The sequence below is a fragment of the Ferruginibacter sp. genome (assembly GCF_031391665.1).
GTDB lineage: Bacteria > Bacteroidota > Bacteroidia > Chitinophagales > Chitinophagaceae > Ferruginibacter.
Genome location: NZ_JANMUN010000033.1, coordinates 1 through 22,358 on the forward strand (window position 1 = coordinate 1; position 22,358 = coordinate 22,358).

Annotated in this window: 23 protein-coding genes; 16 read left to right on the forward strand and 7 right to left on the reverse strand. The window is 36.3% G+C overall.

Annotated features, from left to right (window positions below; all coding sequences use genetic code 11):
* The 8 genes from uppS to yidD all read left to right on the forward strand — a co-directional run.
* Positions 1 to 589: polyprenyl diphosphate synthase (gene uppS / locus ACY651_RS02995; RefSeq protein WP_462249574.1), on the forward strand; the 589-nt coding region annotated here is incomplete at its 5' end.
* Between the two features lie 118 nt (positions 590 to 707).
* The gene (locus ACY651_RS03000; protein ID WP_462249576.1) at positions 708 to 3,434 is read left to right on the forward strand and encodes a BamA/OMP85 family outer membrane protein; all 2,727 of its coding nucleotides are present in this window, start codon (positions 708 to 710) and stop codon (positions 3,432 to 3,434) included.
* 44 nt (positions 3,435 to 3,478) lie between these two features.
* Positions 3,479 to 3,991 (forward strand): OmpH/Skp family outer membrane protein, encoded by a 513-nt coding sequence (locus ACY651_RS03005; protein ID WP_462249578.1) that lies wholly within the window; start codon positions 3,479 to 3,481, stop codon positions 3,989 to 3,991.
* A 77-nt stretch (positions 3,992 to 4,068) separates the two neighbouring features.
* Positions 4,069 to 4,611, forward strand: coding sequence for an OmpH/Skp family outer membrane protein (locus ACY651_RS03010; protein ID WP_462249580.1), 543 nt, complete (start codon positions 4,069 to 4,071; stop codon positions 4,609 to 4,611).
* A 69-nt stretch (positions 4,612 to 4,680) separates the two neighbouring features.
* Positions 4,681 to 5,502, forward strand: a complete 822-nt coding sequence (murI, locus tag ACY651_RS03015) for a glutamate racemase (RefSeq protein ID WP_462249582.1) — start codon at positions 4,681 to 4,683, stop codon at positions 5,500 to 5,502.
* A 137-nt stretch (positions 5,503 to 5,639) separates the two neighbouring features.
* On the forward strand, positions 5,640 to 5,807 hold the full coding sequence (rpmH, locus tag ACY651_RS03020; protein ID WP_462220022.1) for a 50S ribosomal protein L34: 168 nt from the start codon (positions 5,640 to 5,642) through the stop codon (positions 5,805 to 5,807).
* A gap of 138 nt (positions 5,808 to 5,945) precedes the next feature.
* Positions 5,946 to 6,365 (forward strand): ribonuclease P protein component, encoded by a 420-nt coding sequence (gene rnpA, locus ACY651_RS03025; protein ID WP_462249584.1) that lies wholly within the window; start codon positions 5,946 to 5,948, stop codon positions 6,363 to 6,365.
* Complete coding sequence (yidD, locus tag ACY651_RS03030; protein ID WP_462220024.1) at positions 6,340 to 6,570, forward strand: membrane protein insertion efficiency factor YidD; 231 nt, start codon at positions 6,340 to 6,342, stop codon at positions 6,568 to 6,570. Before rnpA ends, yidD begins: the two co-directional genes overlap by 26 nt.
* Before the next feature lie 383 nt (positions 6,571 to 6,953).
* Here the strand turns inward: yidD and ACY651_RS03035 are convergent, their stop codons facing one another.
* Positions 6,954 to 7,556 (reverse strand): superoxide dismutase, encoded by a 603-nt coding sequence (locus ACY651_RS03035; protein WP_462249586.1) that lies wholly within the window; start codon positions 7,554 to 7,556, stop codon positions 6,954 to 6,956.
* Positions 7,557 to 7,632: 76 nt separating this feature from the next.
* Between ACY651_RS03035 and ACY651_RS03040 the strand changes: the two genes are divergently transcribed.
* Positions 7,633 to 8,031, forward strand: a complete 399-nt coding sequence (locus ACY651_RS03040; protein WP_462249588.1) for a T9SS type A sorting domain-containing protein — start codon at positions 7,633 to 7,635, stop codon at positions 8,029 to 8,031.
* 2 nt (positions 8,032 to 8,033) lie between these two features.
* On the opposite strand, the gene ACY651_RS03045 is transcribed toward ACY651_RS03040, so the two are convergent.
* Positions 8,034 to 8,471 (reverse strand): nucleoside deaminase, encoded by a 438-nt coding sequence (locus tag ACY651_RS03045; RefSeq protein WP_462249590.1) that lies wholly within the window; start codon positions 8,469 to 8,471, stop codon positions 8,034 to 8,036.
* A 119-nt stretch (positions 8,472 to 8,590) separates the two neighbouring features.
* On the opposite strand from ACY651_RS03045, the gene ACY651_RS03050 reads away from it, so the two are divergent.
* The 3 genes from ACY651_RS03050 (at position 8,591) to ACY651_RS03060 (ending at position 11,237) form a co-directional block, all read left to right on the forward strand.
* Positions 8,591 to 9,964, forward strand: a complete 1,374-nt coding sequence (locus tag ACY651_RS03050; RefSeq protein ID WP_462249592.1) for an aldehyde dehydrogenase — start codon at positions 8,591 to 8,593, stop codon at positions 9,962 to 9,964.
* Positions 9,965 to 10,106: 142 nt separating this feature from the next.
* Positions 10,107 to 10,694 carry a glutathione peroxidase gene (locus tag ACY651_RS03055; RefSeq protein ID WP_462249594.1) on the forward strand — a complete coding sequence of 196 codons (588 nt, stop codon included), beginning with the start codon at positions 10,107 to 10,109 and terminating at the stop codon, positions 10,692 to 10,694.
* A 9-nt stretch (positions 10,695 to 10,703) separates the two neighbouring features.
* A complete protein-coding gene (locus tag ACY651_RS03060; RefSeq protein WP_462249596.1) occupies positions 10,704 to 11,237 on the forward strand; it encodes a hypothetical protein in 534 nt (177 codons plus the stop codon).
* On the opposite strand, the gene dusB is transcribed toward ACY651_RS03060, so the two are convergent.
* A complete protein-coding gene (dusB, locus tag ACY651_RS03065; protein ID WP_462249598.1) occupies positions 11,234 to 12,277 on the reverse strand; it encodes a tRNA dihydrouridine synthase DusB in 1,044 nt (347 codons plus the stop codon). The two genes, ACY651_RS03060 and dusB, sit on opposite strands and share 4 nt — an antisense overlap.
* Positions 12,278 to 12,441: 164 nt before the next feature.
* On the opposite strand from dusB, the gene ACY651_RS03070 reads away from it, so the two are divergent.
* The 4 genes from ACY651_RS03070 (at position 12,442) to ACY651_RS03085 (ending at position 15,337) form a co-directional block, all read left to right on the forward strand.
* Entirely contained in the window at positions 12,442 to 13,455 is a 1,014-nt protein-coding gene (locus ACY651_RS03070) for a lysostaphin resistance A-like protein (protein ID WP_462249600.1), read from the forward strand.
* Between the two features lie 4 nt (positions 13,456 to 13,459).
* The gene (locus tag ACY651_RS03075) at positions 13,460 to 14,344 is read left to right on the forward strand and encodes a phosphatidate cytidylyltransferase (RefSeq protein WP_462249602.1); all 885 of its coding nucleotides are present in this window, start codon (positions 13,460 to 13,462) and stop codon (positions 14,342 to 14,344) included.
* An 84-nt stretch (positions 14,345 to 14,428) separates the two neighbouring features.
* A complete protein-coding gene (locus tag ACY651_RS03080; RefSeq protein ID WP_462249604.1) occupies positions 14,429 to 15,085 on the forward strand; it encodes a phosphatidylserine decarboxylase family protein in 657 nt (218 codons plus the stop codon).
* Positions 15,086 to 15,157: 72 nt separating this feature from the next.
* A complete protein-coding gene (locus tag ACY651_RS03085) occupies positions 15,158 to 15,337 on the forward strand; it encodes a hypothetical protein (RefSeq protein WP_462249606.1) in 180 nt (59 codons plus the stop codon).
* Between the two features lie 75 nt (positions 15,338 to 15,412).
* On the opposite strand, the gene ACY651_RS03090 is transcribed toward ACY651_RS03085, so the two are convergent.
* The 4 genes from ACY651_RS03090 to ACY651_RS03105 all read right to left on the reverse strand — a co-directional run bounded on the left by ACY651_RS03090 (position 15,413) and on the right by ACY651_RS03105 (position 22,258).
* Positions 15,413 to 16,108 carry a YjjG family noncanonical pyrimidine nucleotidase gene (locus ACY651_RS03090; RefSeq protein ID WP_462249608.1) on the reverse strand — a complete coding sequence of 232 codons (696 nt, stop codon included), beginning with the start codon at positions 16,106 to 16,108 and terminating at the stop codon, positions 15,413 to 15,415.
* 58 nt (positions 16,109 to 16,166) lie between these two features.
* Positions 16,167 to 16,913 (reverse strand): LytR/AlgR family response regulator transcription factor, encoded by a 747-nt coding sequence (locus ACY651_RS03095; protein WP_462249610.1) that lies wholly within the window; start codon positions 16,911 to 16,913, stop codon positions 16,167 to 16,169.
* A gap of 49 nt (positions 16,914 to 16,962) precedes the next feature.
* On the reverse strand, positions 16,963 to 21,207 hold the full coding sequence (locus ACY651_RS03100; protein WP_462249612.1) for a GAF domain-containing protein: 4,245 nt from the start codon (positions 21,205 to 21,207) through the stop codon (positions 16,963 to 16,965).
* 139 nt (positions 21,208 to 21,346) lie between these two features.
* A complete protein-coding gene (locus ACY651_RS03105) occupies positions 21,347 to 22,258 on the reverse strand; it encodes a hypothetical protein (protein WP_462249614.1) in 912 nt (303 codons plus the stop codon).
* Positions 22,259 to 22,358: the final 100 nt, after the last annotated feature.

Consider the following 22,358-nt stretch of genomic DNA (forward strand, 5'->3'; position numbering starts at 1 on the left):
TGCTGAACTGGGTATTGAATATCTTACGCTCTATGCCTTTAGTACCGAAAACTGGGACAGGCCTGCGTATGAAGTGAGCGGCCTGATGGAGATACTGGTAGATACCATTCGTAAAGAAGTGCCTACACTTAATAAAAATAATATCAGGCTTCACGTTATTGGAGCTGTAGATATGCTGCCGGTTTTAGCTAAAAAAGAACTGGACGAAGCTATACTGGAAACAAGTACTAATACCGGCTTAAATCTTATTATGGCATTAAGTTACAGCAGCCGCTGGGAAATTAATACAGCTATAAAAAATATAGCGATAGATGTAAAGCAAAATAATTTACAACCAGAAGATATTAACCAGGAAACTATTCAAAAATACTTGTGTACCAGCCAGTTTCCCGACCCGGAATTAATGATAAGAACAAGCGGCGAATACCGCATAAGCAACTTTTTACTGTATCAGCTTGCCTATGCAGAGTTATATTTTACAAATACACTTTGGCCGGATTTTAGAAAAGAAAATTTATACGAAGCCATTTTGGACTACCAAAACCGGGAACGGAGGTTTGGAAAGACAAGCGAACAGGTGAAAAGTTGAAAGCTTAATGTTGAAAATTTAGATTTCTAAACTTTTAAACCCTAAACTTCTAAACCACTAAGATTAACAAATAGTTTTAATTAATGGGCTTAATTTGCCGCTCATAAAATACCAATTGATGCACCTTATTTACAAAAGGATTTTTTTTATCGTAACTGTCTTATTTTTTAGTCAAATTGCCAGTGCCCAGGTTGATCCTCCTGTATCTGTTGATCCTGCATTACAGGAAATATTTAATTCAAAAACACCTAAGGAATATACCATTGCCGGTATTACTGTTGGCGGTACAAAAGCTTTCGATCAAAATTTAATTATTTCTATTTCGGGCCTTGCAGTAGGCGATAAAGTTTTAATACCCGGCACCGATGTTTTTGGAAAAGCCATCGCCAAATTATGGAAGCAAAGCCTTATCTCCAATATTGAAATTTCTTTTACAAAATTAGTGGACAGAGATTTATATGTTCATTTTGAATTAACTGAAAGGCCACGGTTAGCCGCATTTAAATTTGTAGGTGTAAAAAAAGGCGAAAGGGACGATTTGGAAACTAAAGTGGCCCTGGTAAAAGAAAGAGTGGTAACAGAAAATATGAGGTTAAGCGCTGTTGAGGCCATTCGTAAATTTTATTATGAAAAAGGTTACCGAAATGTAGATATTAGAGTGGAGGAAGAAGTAATGACGGCTTTAAATAATGCTATTTCATTAACCTTTTTTATTACCAAGGGTAACAAAGTAAAAATAAACTCAGTAAACTTTAGCGGTAACGAAACCCTGGCAGAGCAAAAGCTTAAAAAGCAAATGAAGGGCACAAAAGAAATGCCTCGGTTTACATTATATCCCATATCGGTAAAAAATCCTTACGGCGATTCTGCAAAAAAAATGACATTTAAGGAATACATTAATAATGTTGGTTTTCTTTCCTTAACAAAAACAAAAGAAATTATTGACCCCTACGTTCGTTTAAAATTAAGTTCCGGAAAATTCAGCGATAAAAAATACACAGAAGATAAAGAAAGCGTACTCGATTATTACAACTCACAGGGTTACAGAGATGTGGTGATTGTTGGCGATACTGCTATTTACGATGTAAAAAATAACCTGAATATATTTTTAAAAGTAAACGAAGGCCGCAAATATTATTTTGGAGATATTACCTGGAAGGGGAATACAAAATATTCTGATTCTATTTTAAATATGGTGCTGGGTATTAAAAGAGGCGATGTATATAATTTAGATTTATTAAACAAGCGCCTGGGCAAACAGGTATCTGCCGAAGGCGGCGATGTGCAAAGTTTGTATATGGATGACGGGTACCTTTATTTTAGGATAGATCCTGTAGAAACAGCCGTAAATAAAGATACTATCGATTTTGAAGTAAGAATGAGCGAAGGCGCACAGGCAACTTATGGCAACATCACCATTTCGGGCAACGATAAAACAAAAGATTATGTTATACGCCGTGAGTTAAGAACCGTACCAGGCGAAAAATTCAACCGTGCCGATATTATACGCACACAAAGAGAATTAGGACAGCTTGGTTTTATAAATGCTGAAAAAATTAATCCTAATGTGGTACCTAACGCAGATAATGGTACGGTGGATATTAACTGGGAAATTGAAGAAAAATCTGCCGATCAATTAGAGCTCTCTGCAGGTTTTGGAGGTGGCATCGGCTTAACGGGTACGTTAGGTATTACCTTCAATAATTTCTCTATAAAAAATATCCGAAAAAAATCTACCTGGGATCCTTTACCATCTGGCGACGGGCAAAAATTGAGTGCAAGGATACAATCTAATGGTAAAGCTTTCCGCTCTTATAACTTTTCTTTTACTGAACCATGGCTGGGTGGAAAAAAACGTAATTCATTTACTATAGGTTATTCTAATACAAGATATTCTAATGCCTACAACCAGTTTACAGGGCAATATTGTAAATCCTGCGGCGATACCTCTTATGTAAAAACAAGCAGCTTTAGCATATCGCTGGGCAAGCAGTTAAAATGGCCCGATGATTACTTTAATTTAATTTATGCCCTTAATGTACAGCAATACAAACTAAAAAATTATCCAAATATATTTGCAGGATTAAGCGATGGAACCTCTACCAATGTAAGTTTAAAAATTGCACTGGTGCGTAATAGTGCAGGGCCAAATCCGATATTTCCAACCAGTGGCTCTAACTTTTTATTGAGCAGCCAGTTTACTTTACCTTATTCTGCCTTAGGCATCAATTCTGGTTCGGCAACAAATCCTTATGCATTACCCGAGTTTCATAAATGGCGTTTTAACGGCGAGTGGTATGTACCCATTGGCAGGGCAAGAGGAGCTGATAAGAATAAACAATTTATTTTAAAAGCTGCTGCTAAATATGGTTTTATTGGAAGGTATAATTCTAAACTTGATATTTCACCATTCGAACGTTTTCAGGTGGGTGATGCCGGCTTAAGCAACAACTTTGCTTTGCTGGGTTACGATATTATTGCTCATCGTGGTTACCCGGTATATTCTTCATCCAATCCAAGGGTTAACCCGGATAATGTTTCTTCAAACCAATACTTTACCATTTTTAATAAATACACCATGGAGTTGCGCTATCCGTTTAGCACCAGTGCCAGCAGCACTATTTACGGCTTAGCATTTTTTGAAGCAGCAAATGGATGGTACGATTTTAAAAGCTATAATCCTTTTAAACTACGCCGTTCTGCCGGTGTGGGTATGCGTTTCTTTTTACCTATGTTTGGTTTGCTGGGCTTCGATTATGGTATTGGGTTTGACAGGTACAATCAGGCAGGTGGATTAAAAGGCGCTGCTAAATTTACGTTTATGCTTGGTCAGGAACCCGAATAAAATTGGTTAATTTGTTTATTAGTTAATTTGTAAAAAAATTTGCGATGAAAAAACTTTTGCCTATTGCCTTTTGCTTATTGCTTATTGCTACTGCCGGCAATGCCCAGCGCTACGCTGTTATCGATTCTAAATATATTTTAGAAAAACTAACTGATTATAAAGAAGCCCAAAAAAAACTGGACCAGTTCAGCGATCAATGGCAGCAGGAAATTGATCAAAAGCAAACTATGGTAGATAAGATGATTAAAGAATATGATGCGGAGCAGGTGATGCTGAGCGACGAATTAAAAAAGAAAAGAGAAGACGAGTTATATAACAAAGAAAAAGAATTAAGGGATTTACAGAAGAAACGCTTTGGTTTTGAAGGAGATCTGTTTAAAAAAAGGCAGGAACTGATAAAACCCATACAGGATAAGGTTTACAATGCCGTTCAAAAATTGGCGGTGGACAGGCAATATGATTTTATATTGGATAAAAGTGAAGGAATTACCGTTATCTTTGCCGACCCAAAATTAGACAAGAGTGATGAAGTGCTGAGAAACCTGGGTGTAAAATAAAATGTTAATACCTGGCCGCTATGCAGCCAAAACCATAAAAAAACAAACTATATAAAAAAGTAAACACAAAAAAAACAATGAAAAAATTAATCGTAGCTGGTGTAATGGCGTTAGGATTTTTAAGTGCCTCAGCACAAACAAAAATTGGTTATGTAAATACTGACGAAGTAATTGCAGCTATGCCTGAAACTCAAAAGGCCAATAAAGAATTACAGGAATACCAGGAATCTCTTGCAAAGCAATATGATGATTTGGAAAAAGAAGCCAATGACAAAAGCGCCCAGTTTATTAAAGACTCTGCTACATTAAATGCAAGCATGAAGGAAATTAAAAGAGATGAACTCATTAAATTAATTCAAAGGGTACAGGGTTTTAATAACGAAGCACAGGAAAAAGCAAAGCAGGCTGCACAACAAAAATTTGCACCTATACAGCAAAAAGCTATGGATGCCATAAAATCGGTAGCTAAAAAAAGCGGCTATTCTTATGTGCTGGATATTAATTCAGTTTTAGTTGGCCCTCCGGGAGATGATATCTTGCCTTTGGTAAAAAAAGAATTAGGTATTGTTGACGCACCAAAAGCACCGGTAAAACCAGCAACTCCTCCTGCGAAACAATAATTACTTTGCAAAAATATATTTACAAAAAGCCATTCCTTTAAAACGGAGTGGCTTTTGTATTTTTGATACATGAATAAAGGCCCCATTGGAGTATTCGACAGCGGCTACGGCGGCTTAACTGTTTTAAAAGAAATAGTTGACCAGTTGCCGCAATACGATTATTTATACCTGGGTGATAATGCCCGTGCACCGTATGGTACTCGTAGTTTTGAAACGGTTTATCAGTATACCTTACAATGTGTACAATGGTTTTTTAGCCAGGGCTGTTCATTAGTTATATTGGCCTGTAACACGGCCTCGGCAAAAGCATTGCGTACCATACAGCAAAACGATTTGGCAAAAATGGGTGCAGATAAAAGAGTGCTTGGAGTTATAAGACCTACAACAGAAATTATTGGCAGCTTTTCTAAAACAAATAACGTGGGTATATTGGGTACCAGCGGAACGGTTCAATCCAATTCTTATCCCATAGAAATTGCAAAATTTTATCCTCAAATAAAAGTGTACCAGCAGGCCTGCCCCATGTGGGTGCCGCTTATTGAAAATAATGAATACCAAAGTGCCGGCGCCGATTATTTTGTAAAAAAAGATATTGATAAACTGCTTTCACAATCACCGGGTATTGATACCATTTTACTGGCCTGCACCCATTATCCATTATTAATAGAGAAAATAAAACAATTTGCACCACAGGGTATGCAGGTTTTATCGCAGGGAAAAATTGTGGCCGACAGCCTGCAGGAATATTTAAGCCGGCACCCCGAAATGGAGGCCAAATGCAGCAAAAATGGCCAAATCTCTTTTTTTACAACTGACTCCACCGAAGATTTTGACAGCCATGCCACTAATTTTTACGGAAAAGAAATAAAATCTACTCATTTGAGCCTTTAGGATCCAAAAACTTTCAACAATCTACCTTCAACTTTCAACATTTTCCCTTACTTTTGCCGTCCTTTCACAATCCCCGGGAATGGTGTCCTGATGGATGTTTTAGAAAAATTATTTTGTAAAAGGAAAAAATTTAAACAATGCCAGGTAAAAAAAGAACGTATCAGCCCCATAAACGCCGCAGAAAATCGGTACATGGTTTCCGCAAGCGTATGGAAAGTGTAAACGGACGTAAAGTATTAGCAAGCCGCAGAAAAAAAGGCCGCCATAAACTTACTGTTAGCAGCGAACACGGCGATAAGAAATAAAACCGCTCAATCTCTGCCGGTTGGCAGAAATTAAAATACATTTAAGCCCTTTACTATTGAAGGGCTTTTTTAATTTTGTAGTTACAAGCCAAAACTTGCAGTGTTTAAGTACTGGAAGCTGGAGCTTCCAGATACAATTTGGAAAATAAACAACGATATACATTAGGTAAAAACGATAAACTCAAAAGCCGTAAAGCTATTGAGCAATTATTTAAAGAAGGTAAATCGTTTTCAGTTTTTCCTTTTCGTGTTTTGTACCTGGAAGCTCCACCTGGAAGCCTCACAAAAAATAATTTACAAACTGCTTTTAGTGTTAGCAAAAAACATTTTAAAAAAGCAGTTGACAGGAACCGTATTAAAAGATTAATTAGAGAAGCCTGGCGGTTGCAAAAAAATATACTTTCCGATAAAATTAATATCCGCAATAAAAATTTAGCAGTCTTTATTATTTACACCGGCAACGAATTACCAGAATACGAATTAATTTTTGAGAAAATAACAGCGGTAATAAAACGGGTATTAAAAATTATAAATGAAACAACTGTTACAAATACTTAGCTGGCCGTTTATATTTTTAATAAAACTGTACCAGTGGATCATTTCGCCATGGCTGGGCAGTAAATGCCGCTATACACCCACCTGCTCTCATTATGGTATTGAGGCTTTAAAAAAATATGGACCCATAAAAGGTTTATGGCTTACTGTAAAAAGAATTGCAAGATGTCATCCTTGGGGAGGACACGGGCACGACCCGGTGCCGTAATTTGTAACCCTCCAAGGGTTTAGTTTAATGTCTGCAAAGTTTATGATTAAAACCCTTGGAGGGTTTTGTTGCAGCATACTGATTGCGAAAAAATATTCAATACTCAACTTTCAATATTCAATTATAAATGCAAATGCATGGGATGATTTTTTGTGGTGAATTTTATAATATGCAGAACCTGGTGAAGGGTATCAATAAAAAAACTGTAACCAGTTAAGATTACAGCTATGAATTTAAGATGTTGAGTAAAGTTATTCTGTACAAGAGTGTCCTTCGTTTTTCAGGATAAACTGTGCCACTGAAGTAAAATAGAATTACTAAAGCTTGGTACAAAAAATATAAAACATAATCTTCGGAACATTTCTCATTTAGGGGCGGAGGGGCTACGCTCCTTCAAATCTTTCTGCCACTTTTTTCCAATTAACCACACTCCAAAAGGCGGCTAAATAATCGGCACGGCGATTTTGATATTTTAAATAGTAAGCATGCTCCCAAACATCGCAACCTAAAATTGGGGTGCCTTTTACTTCTGCAATATCCATCAAAGGATTATCCTGGTTGGGTGTTGATGAAATTTCTAATTTACCATCTTTAACAATCAGCCATGCCCAGCCACTTCCAAACCTCGTCATTCCGGCTGCAGCAAATTTTTCTTTAAAAGCATCAAAGGTGCCAAAAGCTGCAGTAATTGCATCGGCTAATTTGCCTGATGGGGTGCCGCCTGCATTAGGTGCAAGGCTTTCCCAAAAAAAACTGTGGTTCCAGTGGCCGCCACCGTTATTGCGAACTGCAGGTGATATGCTGCCTGCATGTTTTACTAAATCTGCAAGGCTTTTATTTTCATGCTCGGTACCGGCAATGGCTTTGTTTAAATTATCTACATAAGCCTGGTGGTGTTTGCCATGATGTATTTGCATGGTGGTAGTGTCGATATGTGGCTCCAATGCTTCGTGTGCGTAAGGCAGAGCCGGTAATGTAAATGCCATAGTTTTTAAGTTTTAAGATATTATTACAAAATATAGTCCACAAATTTACGTTATTGGTTTCCTATTCAATTTTAAAATGAAAGAATTTATTATACTGTTTTTTACGTTTTTGGGAATTTGTAAAGGGTTTGCACAAAACCCCGTGGGTAATAATTTGCCCGACAGTTTGCAAAACACTAAAGCTACAGTACAAAAAAAATCTGCAGATTCTCTATTTATAAAAGATAAAGCTTCGGTAAAATTATTTCCTAACCCGGCAAAAAATAAAGTGGAACTTGAAGTAAAGGGATTTGAAGCCGGGCTTATTCAGTTGCAAATAATTGGTATTACCGGAAAGGTAGAAAGAAATGACCAGCGGCTTTTGGTAAGCGGCGACGAAAATATAGTGGTAATGTTTTCGCTAAAGCCCGGCATATATTTTATTGCAGTACAACAAAAGCAGCAAATGGTTAAGAAAAAATTAGTGGTGCAGTAAACCTATCTTCTTGCTTTAAAAAAATCTTTCATTAACACCGCACATGCTTCTTTTAAAATACCACCCACCAGTTCTGTTTTTGGATGAAAGGGATTTTTATCTCCGGTAGATTTTCTGTAACTGTTTTTATCATCATCGGCACCATAAACAATTTTTCCAATTTTGCTCCAGTACAAAGCGCCACTGCACATCAGGCAAGGCTCAATGGTTACATACAATATAGCTTCGGGTAAATATTTACTGCCTAAAAAATTAAATGCAGTGGTTAGGGCAAGTATTTCTGCATGAGCCGTACTATCGTTCAGTAACTCCACCTGGTTGTGGGCACGGGCAATAATTTTATCATGCAGTACCACTATGGCGCCAATGGGTACTTCGCCGGCATCAAAAGCTTTTTGTGCTTCTTTAATGGCCTGCTGCATGTATTGTTCGTCCGTCATTTTAAAATTATTTGAGCAATTATTAAATTAAAAGAAAGATGAGTTATTAAAAAGTTCGTAAGTCCCCTTTTGGGGGATTTGGGGGGCTTTTTTATTACCTTGCCGCAAATTTAGTAGTAATGGCAAACATAAATCAACTTTTGGCAATGCGGCAATATTTTGAAAGCGGCTCAACAAAACCTTATGCGTTTAGAAAAGATCAATTAATAAAATTAAGAACGGCTTTATTAAAATACGAAACTGAATTTCATGGCGCCTTATACAGCGATTTAAAGAAGAGCCCCGAAGAATGCTGGGTAACCGAAACCGGTTTTTTATTGAGTGAAATAAATGCTACGCTTAAAAATTTTAAAGCATGGATGCAGCCCGACCTGGTACCCACAAATTTACTGAACCTGCCTTCTAAAAGTTTTGTGATGAAAGAACCACTGGGTACAGTATTAATTATTGGTCCGTGGAATTACCCCTTACAATTATTATTGACACCAATGGCAGGTGCAATTGCTGCTGGTAATTGCTGTGTATTAAAAGCATCGGAATTTGCACCAGCAACTGCAGCAGTAATGAAAAAATTAATTGAAGAAACTTTTACGCCTGAATATATCTTATTTACCGAAGGTGATGGCGCCACAGTAATTCCGGAGATGATGAACAACTTTAGTTTTGATCATGTGTTTTATACTGGCAGCACAGTGGTTGGAAAAATAATTTATAAAATGGCGGCAGAAAGATTGGTGCCGGTTACTTTAGAGTTGGGAGGTAAAAGCCCCTGTGTTGTGGAAAGCGATGCTAACATAAAAGTAGCTGCTAAAAGAATTGCCATGACAAAATACAGCAATGCCGGGCAAATGTGTGTGGCACCGGATTATGTGCTGGTGCATGAAAGTAAAAAAGATGAATTGGTTGCTGCTTTAAAAACAACGATACAAAAATTTTTTGGTGATAAGCCGGAAGACAGTTACAACTACAGCAAGATCATCAACGAAAAACAATTTAACCGTTTAGTAAATTATTTACCGCAGGGTAATATTTTGCAGGGAGGGAGAACTGATAAAAACAAACTCTTTATTGAGCCCACTATTATGGATAAAGTGAATTTAGATTCATCCATAATGAAAGATGAAATTTTTGGACCGATATTGCCCATCATTTCTTTTAACACAAAAGAAGAAGCACTAAAAATAATTGAGCAGAATAAAAACCCTTTAGCATTTTATATTTTCACTTCCAGCAATGCAAAAGAAAAAGACTGGCTGAACAGTGTGGCTTTTGGCGGTGGCTGTGTTAATAATGCCAGCTGGCATTTAACCAATCATAACTTACCTTTTGGTGGCAGGGGTTTTAGTGGCACGGGCAGTTACCACGGCAAAAATTCTTTCGATACTTTCAGCCATAAAAAAGCAGTGATGAAAACGCCAACCTGGTTTGACCCGGCGATAAAGTATCCTCCGTTTAAGGGAAAACTGAATTTGTTTAAATGGGTGATTAAGTAATTGATAATTTAATAATGAATAATTGATAATGGTGAAAAACTTAAAACTATATTCTAAACTTAAAAGATTTTTATTTGTTCTTTTACTATTGATCATTGTTTTTTTTACTTACGTAGAAATTGCAAACAGAAACTCTATAAATATGACTTACAGACAAAAATTATTAAAAGCAATTTATCCTGCATGGATGTGGTGGGCAAAGATTACCGGTACAAACACCAAAGCGCTTTCTAACGAAAAGGCAACAGCTTCAGTTTCTTTTTATACTTTAAAAGATACCTTGATTGATGGTACGCCTTTTTCTTTTGAAACGCTGAAGGGCAAAAAAGTAATCCTGGTAAATACAGCCAGCGATTGCGGCTATACCGATCAATACGAAGATCTGCAAAAACTGTACGAAGCCAATAAAGATAAATTAGTGATCATTGGTTTTCCGGCAAACGATTTTAAGGAACAGGAAAAAGGAGACGATAAAGCAATAGCTGAATTTTGTAAAAGAAATTATGGTGTAACGTTTACGCTCATGAGTAAAAGCAGCGTAGTTAAATCGGTTAATCAAAATAAAGTATTTCAGTGGCTTACCGATTCCACTTTAAACGGATGGAATAATCAGCCACCCGCCTGGAATTTTTGTAAGTACATTGTGGATGAAGAAGGAAGGTTGATCAATTATTTTGGTTCTACCGTTGAACCATTTAATAAAGATATTATAAACGCCCTGACCCAATAAATTTGTTGTATGCGTCAAACCGATTTTAGTTTTATTTATAAATATTTTACAGCCGAAAAACAGGAAAGCCTTTTGTTTATTATAATTGGTATTGTAGCAATAATACTGGCTGTTCTATTTTTCTTTTTTATTAAAACTAATACTGCTCTTTTCAAAGGTGCAGTAATTCCATTGCTGGTTTTGGGTATTATACAACTAGTTGCTGGTTACACAGTTTATGCAAGAAGCGGTAAACAAAGTGCAGATATAGCTTACAACATTGGTCTTGAGCCTGTGGCTTATGCAACTGCTAAAGAAATACCCAGGATGGAAACTGTAATGAAAAATTTTATTATTTACCGCTGGGTAGAAATTGCAATGGTGATAACGGGCATTGTTTTATTTTTCTATTTTAAAAATAAAATTGACAAACAATTTTGGAAAGGCTTTGGTTTAACCTTAGCCGTTATGGCCTTGCTGGCACTTGCTGCAGATTATTTTGCCGAGCAACGTGGGCATGTTTATATAAATGCAATAAAAGAATTCATTAAACCCAAATCTTAAAGCACCGGGCACTTTTCATGATAGTTAATTAATTCTATAGGTGTTTTTTCAAAAGTATAACCACTGTATTTAATTACAATTTCATCCAGCACAGCATCAATTTCTTCCACGGTATCTAGTGTAACTAATTTAAAGCGGTAATCTTTTATGCCAGGCATTCCTTTTAAATAATTGGTATAGTGGCGGCGCATTTCAAAAATGCCCACTTTGGGTCCTTTCCACTCAAAAGATTTATGTAAATGTTTTTTACAAACCGCCACACGGTCTTCAATAGTGGGTGGTGCTAAATGCTCACCGGTTTTTACAAAATGTTTTATCTCGTTAAAAATCCACGGGTAACCAATGGCGGCACGGCCAATCATAATGCCATCCACACCATATTTATTTTTATACTCCAAAGCTTTTTCGGGGCTGTCAATATCGCCATTACCAAAAATGGGAATTTTTATTCGTGGGTTATTTTTTACTTTAGCGATTAAGGTCCAGTCGGCTTCGCCTTTATACATTTGCGCCCTGGTACGGCCATGTATAGCCAATGCTTTTATACCCACATCCTGTAAACGTTCCGCCACTTCTTCAATATTTCTATTGCTGTCATCCCAACCCAGTCTGGTTTTTACAGTTACCGGTAAAGTGGTACTTTTTACAACGGCGTCCGTTAGCCGCACCATTAAGTCAACATCTTTTAATACGCCGGCACCTGCACCTTTAAGTGCTACTTTTTTTACGGGGCAGCCAAAATTAATATCCAGCAAATCAGGATTGGTAACATCAACAATTTTTGCAGCAAGCGATAAACTCTCTTCATCGCCACCAAAAATTTGAATGCCTACAGGTTTTTCATAATCAAAAATGTCTAACTTTTTTCTGCTCTTTATCGCATCTCTTATCAAACCTTCGCTGCTTATAAATTCGGTGTACATTAAATCGGCACCATGGTCTTTACACACGGCTCTAAATGGCGGGTCACTCACATCTTCCATAGGTGCAAGTAATAACGGAAAATCCGGTAAGCTAATATGTTCTCCAATTTTTATCATAAACCCCAAACCCCTAAAGGGGCTTTTTAAATTTAGTTGTTTTAAAATAATTCGTCACCGTAAATTCCTAATTAACAATTTCCCTGTATTCCATTCTGTGTTTCTGTGCCTCCGTGGCAAATCCCGTATTTTTGCTGCAAATTTACAACATATAATTTCAATCTATGGCGCATATAGCAACAAAGCGGTTTACATACTGGGGGCAATTGGGTATTTTATTATTATTAACAGGGGGCGGATTAATTATTGGCGGCATTGCAAGCATTATTCCTTTAATTGGAAAATTTGACATGAAAGATTTTCGCAATTTTACCGGCGAAGGTTTTATGGCAGCAGTTTTAAAACCCGAAAATGCCAATGCGTTGCGTTTAATGCAATTTATCTCTACATTATTTATGTTTTTTTTACCCGCTTTTTTGTACGCAAAAATTTGTCACAGAAAAGCCATCAGGCATTTAGGATTTATTAAAGTACCCACTATACCGCAGTTGGCAATAATATTTGCAACAATGTTTTTTGCTTTATTTATTGTGGGTGCATTAAGCGAAGTGTGGCAGCAAATTCCTTTTCCGAAAGAGTGGCAAATAAAATTTAAGGCTGCCGAAGAATTGTATAACAGGCAAATGCAGGTAATGGCCCGTATGAATGGTGTGGGAGATTATATTGTATCAATGTTAATTGTTGCATTATTACCGGCAGTTTTTGAAGAAGCCATTTTTAGAGGCGCCTTACAAAATTTATTAAGCCGCTGGATAAAAGCACCGGTTTGGGCCATTGTAATTACCGCTATTATTTTTAGTGCTATACACGGCAGTTATGATGGCTTTGTACCACGTTTTGTTTTAGGGTTTATTTTAGGCTGGCTGTTTTACCGCACCGGAAATATTTGGGTAAGTATTGCAGCCCATTTTATTAATAACGGCATTGGTATTACCATGCTGTATTTTTACAGTAAGCCGGGGCAACCTATTGACATGTCAAAAATTGATGACCGCTTTCCTGTATGGTTAGGCGCTGTTGGTATTATTGGGGTAATCGGTATGCTGTATGCGTTTGATAAAGTAAGTAAAAAAGATATTGACAGACCCGGCCACGAAGCTTTATTAGAAGGTTACATAAATCCTGCTAATCCATTTTTAGCCGAGATAGAAGAAATAGGTAATAAAAACCAGGCATAATTTTATGGCATTAAATGTGGCTACACTTAAAACCCGTTCGTTAACAGCTGTTGTTTTTGTGGCAGTAATGCTGGTAGGTTTGTTATGGAACTTTTGGAGTTTTTTAATTTTATTTACCATTGTACATTTTGGATGCTGGGCAGAATATTTTAAATTGGTTGAAAAAATTCATAATGTCACAATCGATTTATTTATAAAACGATTTTTTGCATTTTGTGGCTTTACATTTATAATTGTTTTCGGTATTCAAAATATTTCTTATGATGCAATAATATCTAAAGCTGGATTTTCAATCAGTTTAAAATTATTGTTTTGGTTCATATTGATGATCTGCCTGATAGCATTTGTTGCACATAATAAACAAGTCTCTGTAAGAGTGAAACAAATGTTTTTTGCCGGCTTTATTTATATTTCACTGCCACTAGCTTTATTATTAAATCTCAGGGATAATTACTTTGTAACGAATGATGAATTCAATCTACTTGATTTAGGTAAAATATATGTTTGTGCAGTAATCTTTTCCATTTGGATAAATGATACCATGGCTTACATAGTAGGTTCATTAATTGGAAAAACACCCTTCTCTAAAATATCTCCCAAAAAAACCTGGGAAGGAACAATTGGAGGTGCAATACTTTGTGTAGTTGTAATAGCAACGATAGCATACTTTACTCATTTGTTACTAGTTAAAGATGCCGCAATTATCGCTGCACTCTGCGCCATCTTTGGCACAATAGGAGATTTATTTGAAAGCAAACTCAAACGTATGGCCAATGTAAAAGATAGCGGCACCATAATGCCCGGCCACGGAGGTTTTTTAGACAGGTTCGACAGCTTACTATTTGCAGCACCGGCAGTTTGGATATATGTAAAATTATTTATGATCTAAACCCTAAACAACTAAACCCCTAAACAACTAAACCCCTAAACTTACAACCCTAAACTCTTTATATTTGCAACTCAATTCAACTGCATGACCATTCACAGAGAAGGATATCAATCAATAGGCATTGGCACATTAATTTTTGGCGCTATTAATTTTGCCTGCTTTTATTTTTTCAGTGCTTCGTTACCGGTTTTGTGCTGGGTAATATTTTTTGCTACGCTTTTTGTACTGCTTTTTTTAGTGTCTTTTTTTCGCATTCCGGCAAGGCAGCTTACTGTTGGCGAAAACCTTGTTGTGGCACCTGCAGATGGTAAAGTGGTGGTGATAGAAGAAATTATTGATGTGGAATATTTTAAAACCAAACGTTTACAGGTATCTATTTTTATGAGCCCGGCCAATGTGCATGTAAACCGCAACCCCATTAGTGGCGAAGTGGTGTATAATCAATACCATAAAGGAAAATATTTGGTGGCATGGAATCCCAAATCATCTACCGAAAACGAAAGGCATAGTGTGGTAATTAAAAAAAATAATACCGAAATTTTAGTAAAACAAATTGCCGGCGCTTTAGCCAAGCGGATTGTAAATTATTTACAGGTGGGCCAAAAAGTGGAGCAAACCGACGAAATGGGCTTTATAAAATTTGGCAGCCGGGTAGATTTGTTGTTGCCTATTGGTACAAAAATAAATGTAAAATTGAACGAGGTGGTGCAGGGTGGTGTTACCGTCGTGGCTACATTATAATTTTTAACAGTTTGCCCTTGGCAATTTGCAATATCTGCCCTACATTTACGTTCTTCAAATAAACAGATAAACATGAAAAAAGTATTTTTATTAGCTACTGCAGCGTTATTAGTTACAAGTATAGTTTTTGCTGATAACGGAAAAAAGAAGAAATCTAAAAAATGTGCTAAAGGAAAAACCTGCTGCACAAAATCTACTGCTGCTGCAACTAAGGCCGGCTGCACAGACAAAGCGCATACAGCTCATTTGTAATGATTGTTGTTTAAATTATTTTAAAGCCCGGCTTTTACAGCAGGGCTTTTTTATTTCACGCACTTAAAAAAATTATTATAAAATTAATTCCAACTCTTTTAAATGATAAACAGTGTAAGTGGATTTGATGTGTGATGTGGCATTGATATGATTTACAAAAACAGAATCCATGCCGGCATTAATAGCACCCTGTATATCTGCATCTAAATTATCACCGATCATTATGCTTTCTTTTAATGATGCACCGGCTTTGCCCATGGCATAATCAAAAATTTCTTTTTTAGGTTTAAGGCTGTTGCTGGCTTCGGAAGTAATCATGTGGGTGAAATATTTTGCCAACCCGCTATTATTAATTTTACTCCACTGGGTTTTTTCAAAACCATTGGTAATTAAATGCAGCGCATATTTTTTATCCAGCAGGTAATTTAATAATTCTGTAGTATGCGGAAAAAGCAATTTTTTAGTGGGCAGTATTTCTAAAAATTTTCCACTTAAATCTCTTGATAATTTTTCATCGCCAATTTTAAAATCAAGTAAGGTGCGCCACATGCGTTTCCATTTTAAATCTTCGGCAGTTATTAAACCATGGTGGTATTTATCCCATAAAATTTCGTTGTGGTATAAATATTTTTTATAAAAATCATCAAAAGGAGCGGCTACTTTTTTATCCAATTCAAATAAAGCGTACAAATCGGTAAGAGTAGCTTTTGCATTGGCGTCAAAATCCCAAAGGGTGTGGTCCAGATCAAAAAAAAGATGTTTGTATTTCATTACTGATAAAAACCGGTGATAATAATCCGGGAGGCAAAGTAAATGTAAAATTCTTAAATCAGTTTGCTTTTAACTGTGTAATAACTTCTTCTTTTCTGCGGCGTGAAATTTCTACTTTTGAATTATCCGTCATGGTAAGCATTCCATCGGCAGTATAATTGGTAACGTAAGTTTTATTTACCAAATGCGATTTGTGTACCCTTATAAAACCGTAGGTTAACAATATGTCTTCGTATTCTTTTAAAGTACGTGAGGTTACTAATGTTTTTTTATCAGTAAAAAAAAACCGGGTGTAATTGCTTTCGCCTTCCAGGCGTATTATTTCTGCCGGCCTGCAAAAAATAGTTTCTTTGCTGGTAGGCAGTGCCATTCTAAAATCTTTTTTATCTGGTGTTGTAATATTATGCAACAGGTTATTGTATAAAGATTTATTGTGCAGTAAAAGTGTTTCTTTAATAATAAATTTATCTGCTGCAGCCCTCAGTTCATCTGCATCAATGGGTTTTAGTAAATAATCCAGTGCACTAAAACGGATGGCATCAATGGCATATTTATCATGTGCCGTTGTAAAAATAATGTTGAAATTTATTTCGGGTACCTGTTTCAGTAATTCAAAACCCGTCATCATCGGCATTTGAATATCTAAAAAAAGTAATTGCGGTTTATATGTATTAATTAACTGCAAACCTTCCTGTGCATCGTTAGTACTTTTTAATTCTTTAATTTCCGGCACATACCTTTCCAGCATCAGCCGCAGCGTATTTACTGCCGAAGGTTCATCATCAATTATTAAAGCTTTTATCACAACTCTAATTTAAGCAACAAATTTTATTTTGTGTAAAGATGTTTTAAACTTAATGCCCAACATAAAGTATAAGTGTTACCTGCGTGCCCTGTACTGTGCCATTAGGTGCAGTAAGATCGTTAATGTTTACTGTAAAAGGCTGCTGATATTGCTGTTCCAGTATCTTAAGTCTTTCAAAAACCAGACCCAACCCCTTAGATTTGTGATTGACTGTATTTCCCGACCGCTCCTTAATTTTTGAAGCGGCATCTCTGCCAATACCATTGTCTTTTATGGTGCACTGCAAATAGTTATAGGAGCTAAGGGTAAAAGAAATGCTTACCTGCCGCAGTCCCTGCTTGGGCATTAGCCCGTGCCAGATGGCATTTTCAACAAAGGGTTGTAAAATCATAGGCGGAATTTTTATTTCGCTGCTGTCAATTTCATCAGTAAGATTAATCAGGTATTCAAAATTTTCATTAAAACGGAGCTGCTCCAGTTCAAGATAAAGGTTCAGCATTTCAATTTCTTTATCAAGGCTGATAAAATTCTGGTCGCAGTGGTTTAATACTTCCCGCTGCAAGCGGCTGAATTTAGATAAATATTTATTGGCCTGGTCCACATCGCCGGTTAAAATATATTGCTGCACACTGTTAAGTGCATTAAAAATAAAATGCGGATTCATTTGTGCCCGTAATGCAGTTAGTTGAGAGGTGGCCAGATCTTTATTTAATTTAAAAACTTCCACTTCTTTTTCACGTGTTTGCTGTTCGGCTATTATCTTATCAATTTTATCGGCGCAAAGTGATGCAATGGTGGTTAAAATTTGTAAGTGCCGCTGAGTAAAAAAATTCTTTTTAGAATGTTCGGTATTAATAACGCCGATTGTTTCGTTGTTATGAATAATGGGTACACTCAGTTCGCTGAACATAATTTTATCATCTGCCGAAAAATATCTTTTATCTTTTGAGGTATCGTTTACAAGAATACCCTGGCGGCTTTCTGCTGCTGCACCAACAATCCCTTTTCCTTTAGGTACATTATAAACATTTTTATTTTTTTCTACCTGCATATCACCTTTTAACCCATAGCCGGATTTTTGTACCAGCATGGTTTTATCTTCATTCCATAAATAAATCATGCAATCTTCAAACCCTAATTTGCCAATAAGATTTTTAGAAACATCCCATAACATTTCATCTATAGAATATTGTGCAGATATGGAAGTGGCAAAATAATTTATTACCTGTTCTATTTCCAGCTGGTATTGAAAATTGCTGGCTTTAAGTTTTAGTACTTCTATCTCTTTTTGCTTTGCCATTTCCTCCGCTTTTATTATTACAATGCGGTTGGCCACCAGCGAAGCGATAGTGCTGAGTATTTGTAAATGCCTTTCGGTATAAAATTTTTTTTGAGAATGTTCACTGTCTATCACCCCTAAAACTTTACCATCGTTACTTATAGGTACCGAAACTTCTGATAAACGCCTTACATCATCAACAATATATCGTTTGTCTTTTGAGGTGTCGTTAATAATTTCTGCTTTGTTATTCAATGCCACACTGCCCACAATTCCTTTTCCAAAAGGTATTTTTATTGGGTTGATTATTTTTTTTTCTTCAGTTGTTTTTGGCCCCCATGCCGATTTTTGAATTAAAATTTTTCGTTCCTCATCGGCCAGGTAAATAACACAATCTTGAAAACCCAGTTTGCTGATGCAATTTTTTGAAACATCCCACAACATGTCCTCAACCGTGGTTTGCCCCGATATTGCTGTAGCAAAATAATTGATCACCTGTTCAATTTCTAACTGGTATTGATAATTAACTGCCTTTAATTTTTCAATTTCTGTTTTTTCAGCTTCCCTGCTTTTTATTATTCTTTCTCTTCTCTTAATAAAAAAATAAACTGCTGCTAAAACGAATACAACATACAACAGAATAAACCACCAGCGCTGCCAAAAAGGTGCTGCAATTATTATTTGTATGCTCCTTACATTTTTACTCCATTCACCATCCTGGCCTTTTGCTTTTACTTTAAAGGTATAGGTGCCTGGCTGCAGGTTGGTATAAGTGGCATAATTTCTATTGCCAGCAATTTTCCAATCCTTATCTTCTCCTTCAAGCATGTAGGTGTATGCTGCATCATCAGCATAAAAAAGATTTGGGCTGGTAAAAGAAAAAGAAAATGAATGCTGTATATAATTCAGTTTTAATTTTTCTAAAGTATTTAATTCAAGTCCGGGTAAAGAATCGTTGTCAAAAATTTTTAAACCGGTAAGCCATACTTCCGGCTCAGTTTTTTTAGTAAGAAGAGAATCAGTATTAAAATAAAAAAACTTTTCTACAGCGCCATGGTATATATTTCCATCTGTACCCATTTGCATCGGCGACATTAATGTTTTTGCAGGCAACCCGTTTTTATAAGTAAAATTTATAAATTTTTCGGTAAGCGTATTGTAGCAACTAATACCATTGCGGCAGGTAATCCATAATAATCCCTGCTTATCTTTTACCATGCTGTAAATATTATTATGCAGCAGGCCATCTTTATCAGCTATGTGTTTTGCATTGGCTAAAGTTTTTTCGCCAGCCTTTATTTTATATAAGCCATCGTTGGTGCCAATAAAAATATTACCGGCATTATCCAGTGCAGTAGAATACCAGAATGCTTTTGCAATGCTGTTGTTTTTTGCAGGTTGATCAATAAAATTATAAAACTGTTTTGTACCTGGTTCAAAAACACTTATCCCTTTTATGGTTGATATCCAGATATTACCGGCATTGTCTTCGACAAATTTTTCTGCAAAAATACTGTCAGTTAAAATACTTCTTTCATTCTTACTGTCGTGTAAATAATTTTGTATTTCATTTCTTTTTTCGTTTACAATAACTAACCCGTTGCCACCAGTGCCGATGTATAAATTATGAAGCTTATCTTCATAAATACAAAATATTTTTTTTGTTGATAAGGTGGAGAGGGCAGCATATTTTTCGCCAGCCGGAATTATGATTTGTTTTTGAGTATCAAAAATTAATAAACCGTTTTGCTGAGAGGCCAGCCATATTGTGCCACTGTAATCCTGAAGGATAAAAGTAATAATGAGCGTTTTTGGCGCCGGTATATTTTTTATAAACGGATAAGATTTTATGCTGCCTGTTGCTGTGTTATAAACATATAACCCATCGCCAAAAAAACTGCCCACATACACGGTGTTTTGTTCCGGTACTGCTAAAAGCGAACGGGCATATACACTGCCCGGCACTTTGTTATGCTGCGATAAAACCGGTACAGATACAAACCTGCCTGCTGCGGCATTGTTATACACCCAAATGCCTTTGCTTTGAGTGGCAAAAACCATATTATTTTTATTGCTGCCGAAAGCAGTGGCCTGAAAACGAAAAATATCCGACTCGGGAAAATTATTTTGATTGAGGAAGTGAAAAGTTTTTTGCTGTACATTAAATAAAGCCAGGCCACTATCCTGCGTGGCAATTAAAAGATTACCGTTATCATATAAATGCAGCGCATCAATATTGTTGGATGAATAGGCTTTGCCGCTTTTTTTTGAAAACGGAAGCACCGAAACTTTTTTATCTATGGCTGAAAATTCTACAAGCCCGATATTTTTGGTGGCGCTGTAAACATTGCCGTTTGGTGCAAGACTTAGTGTTTTTAAAGAATTATTTAATTCATCTACCGAGTAAGAATAGTTGTGTATTTTAGTTAGTGATGCATTTCTGTAATTATATAAGCCATCGGAACAAAGCACCCAAAGTGTTGCGTTATTTGCTGCATCGGCAATGCATTTAACTGCAGCAATATTATTTTTTTTGAAAGTTTCTGTTGCAGGCAATGGTATCAATTCATTTTTTTCTGCACCCACTACATACAATGCTTTATTTGCTGTAACTATAATTTCATTTTTATAATTCTGAATATCATCTATAAAAAAGTTTATTGAATTTTTTATGCTGGTAAATTTATCGGTACTGTAATTGTAATAAAACAATCCTTTATCGGTAGTGCCAATCCAAATAATGCCTTTGGCATCTTCATGTAAGGCGGTAATTCTGCTCGATTGTATTGATTTACCAGAGCTATCCGTTGCAAAACGTACATAATTGCTGCCATCAAATCTTATTAATCCCTGGTTGCAGCCAAACCATAAAAAATTTTTACTGTCGGGTAATATGGTTTTAATATCGCTGTAGTTGCGGCTGCCATTAAGTGCAATAAATTTGGGTTGTGGCGTTTGACCAAAAGCTGTAATAATTAAAAATGAAAAAACTACGCAGCAATTACTGCGTAGCATAAATATAATGACCCGATTTTTTTTCAGGTATTTCATTAATAATTTTTGCCGGTAATTAATAGTTTTTTAAGGATAATAAAAATACAAAAATTAGTATGGTTTTGATTTAGTAATTATGCTGTAAATTTTATTTATATTTTTAGTTACCAATAGCTACACAGTTCCAGGTAATGCTGTAATTAACTGAATTAGGGCTGGTGTTAAGTAATCTTGCTTTACAACTGGTAGTGCCGCTGGTGGTACTGCAGCCATATAGTTTCAATTCTACCCTGTGCAATTCACCCACTGTTCCGCCGGATAATTCTTCATCCCCAACAAATACTCTTGGCACTCCTGTAAAACCGCCATTAAAAGCAATAGCGCCTTCCGCAGAAAGCTGGTGGCCACCAAGTATTGCAAAAAATGTAGCTGTAGTAAAAGGAAAGATTTTTAAATTAGTAGCACTTGTTGAATTGTATGCGACTCCTCTACCATTGTTAACCGTAAGTGTACCATCAACTGCAGCATTGCCATTAGCAGTTAGTGCACCATCCACCTGCAACGCACCTCTAAAACGTGATGGGTCGGTGCTGCCCACATCTAACAGGTAAGTTGAACCGGGCAATGTGCCAACACCCAGACCATAAAACATGTGATTGTATCCCCAAAGATTTTGAAAGGGGTAATCAGGTGTGGAAGTACCAATACCAAAATTGCCTGAAACGTAAGCATTGCCATTAACATGCAATGTTGCCAAAGGATTAATTGTACCAATGCCCACTTGCCCTGTACTGTCAATTGACATACGACGGATATTGTTGGTAAAAAATCCAAGACCATTTCTGCCAGAAGAACCGTTGAGAAAACTGCGTACAATGCCTGCTTTACCATCGCTGCCAAAAATTAATGCACTTTTTGTAAGAGTGCCATCGTTAGCATTGGCCTGATCAATCATAATACTGCTGTCAACTGCCAGCCTTGCATTGGGTGTGGTGGTACCAATGCCTACACGCTGTGCATTAATACATTGGTGTGCTGCAGCCAGTATTACTATTGCAAAAACTTTTTTCATAAATGATAATTTTATTTTTTAAGATTTATTAAGCATAAATAAATTTTTATTCAGCAGATCTGCATTCCTTTATTATAGCACCTGCTTGGGAGAATAATTA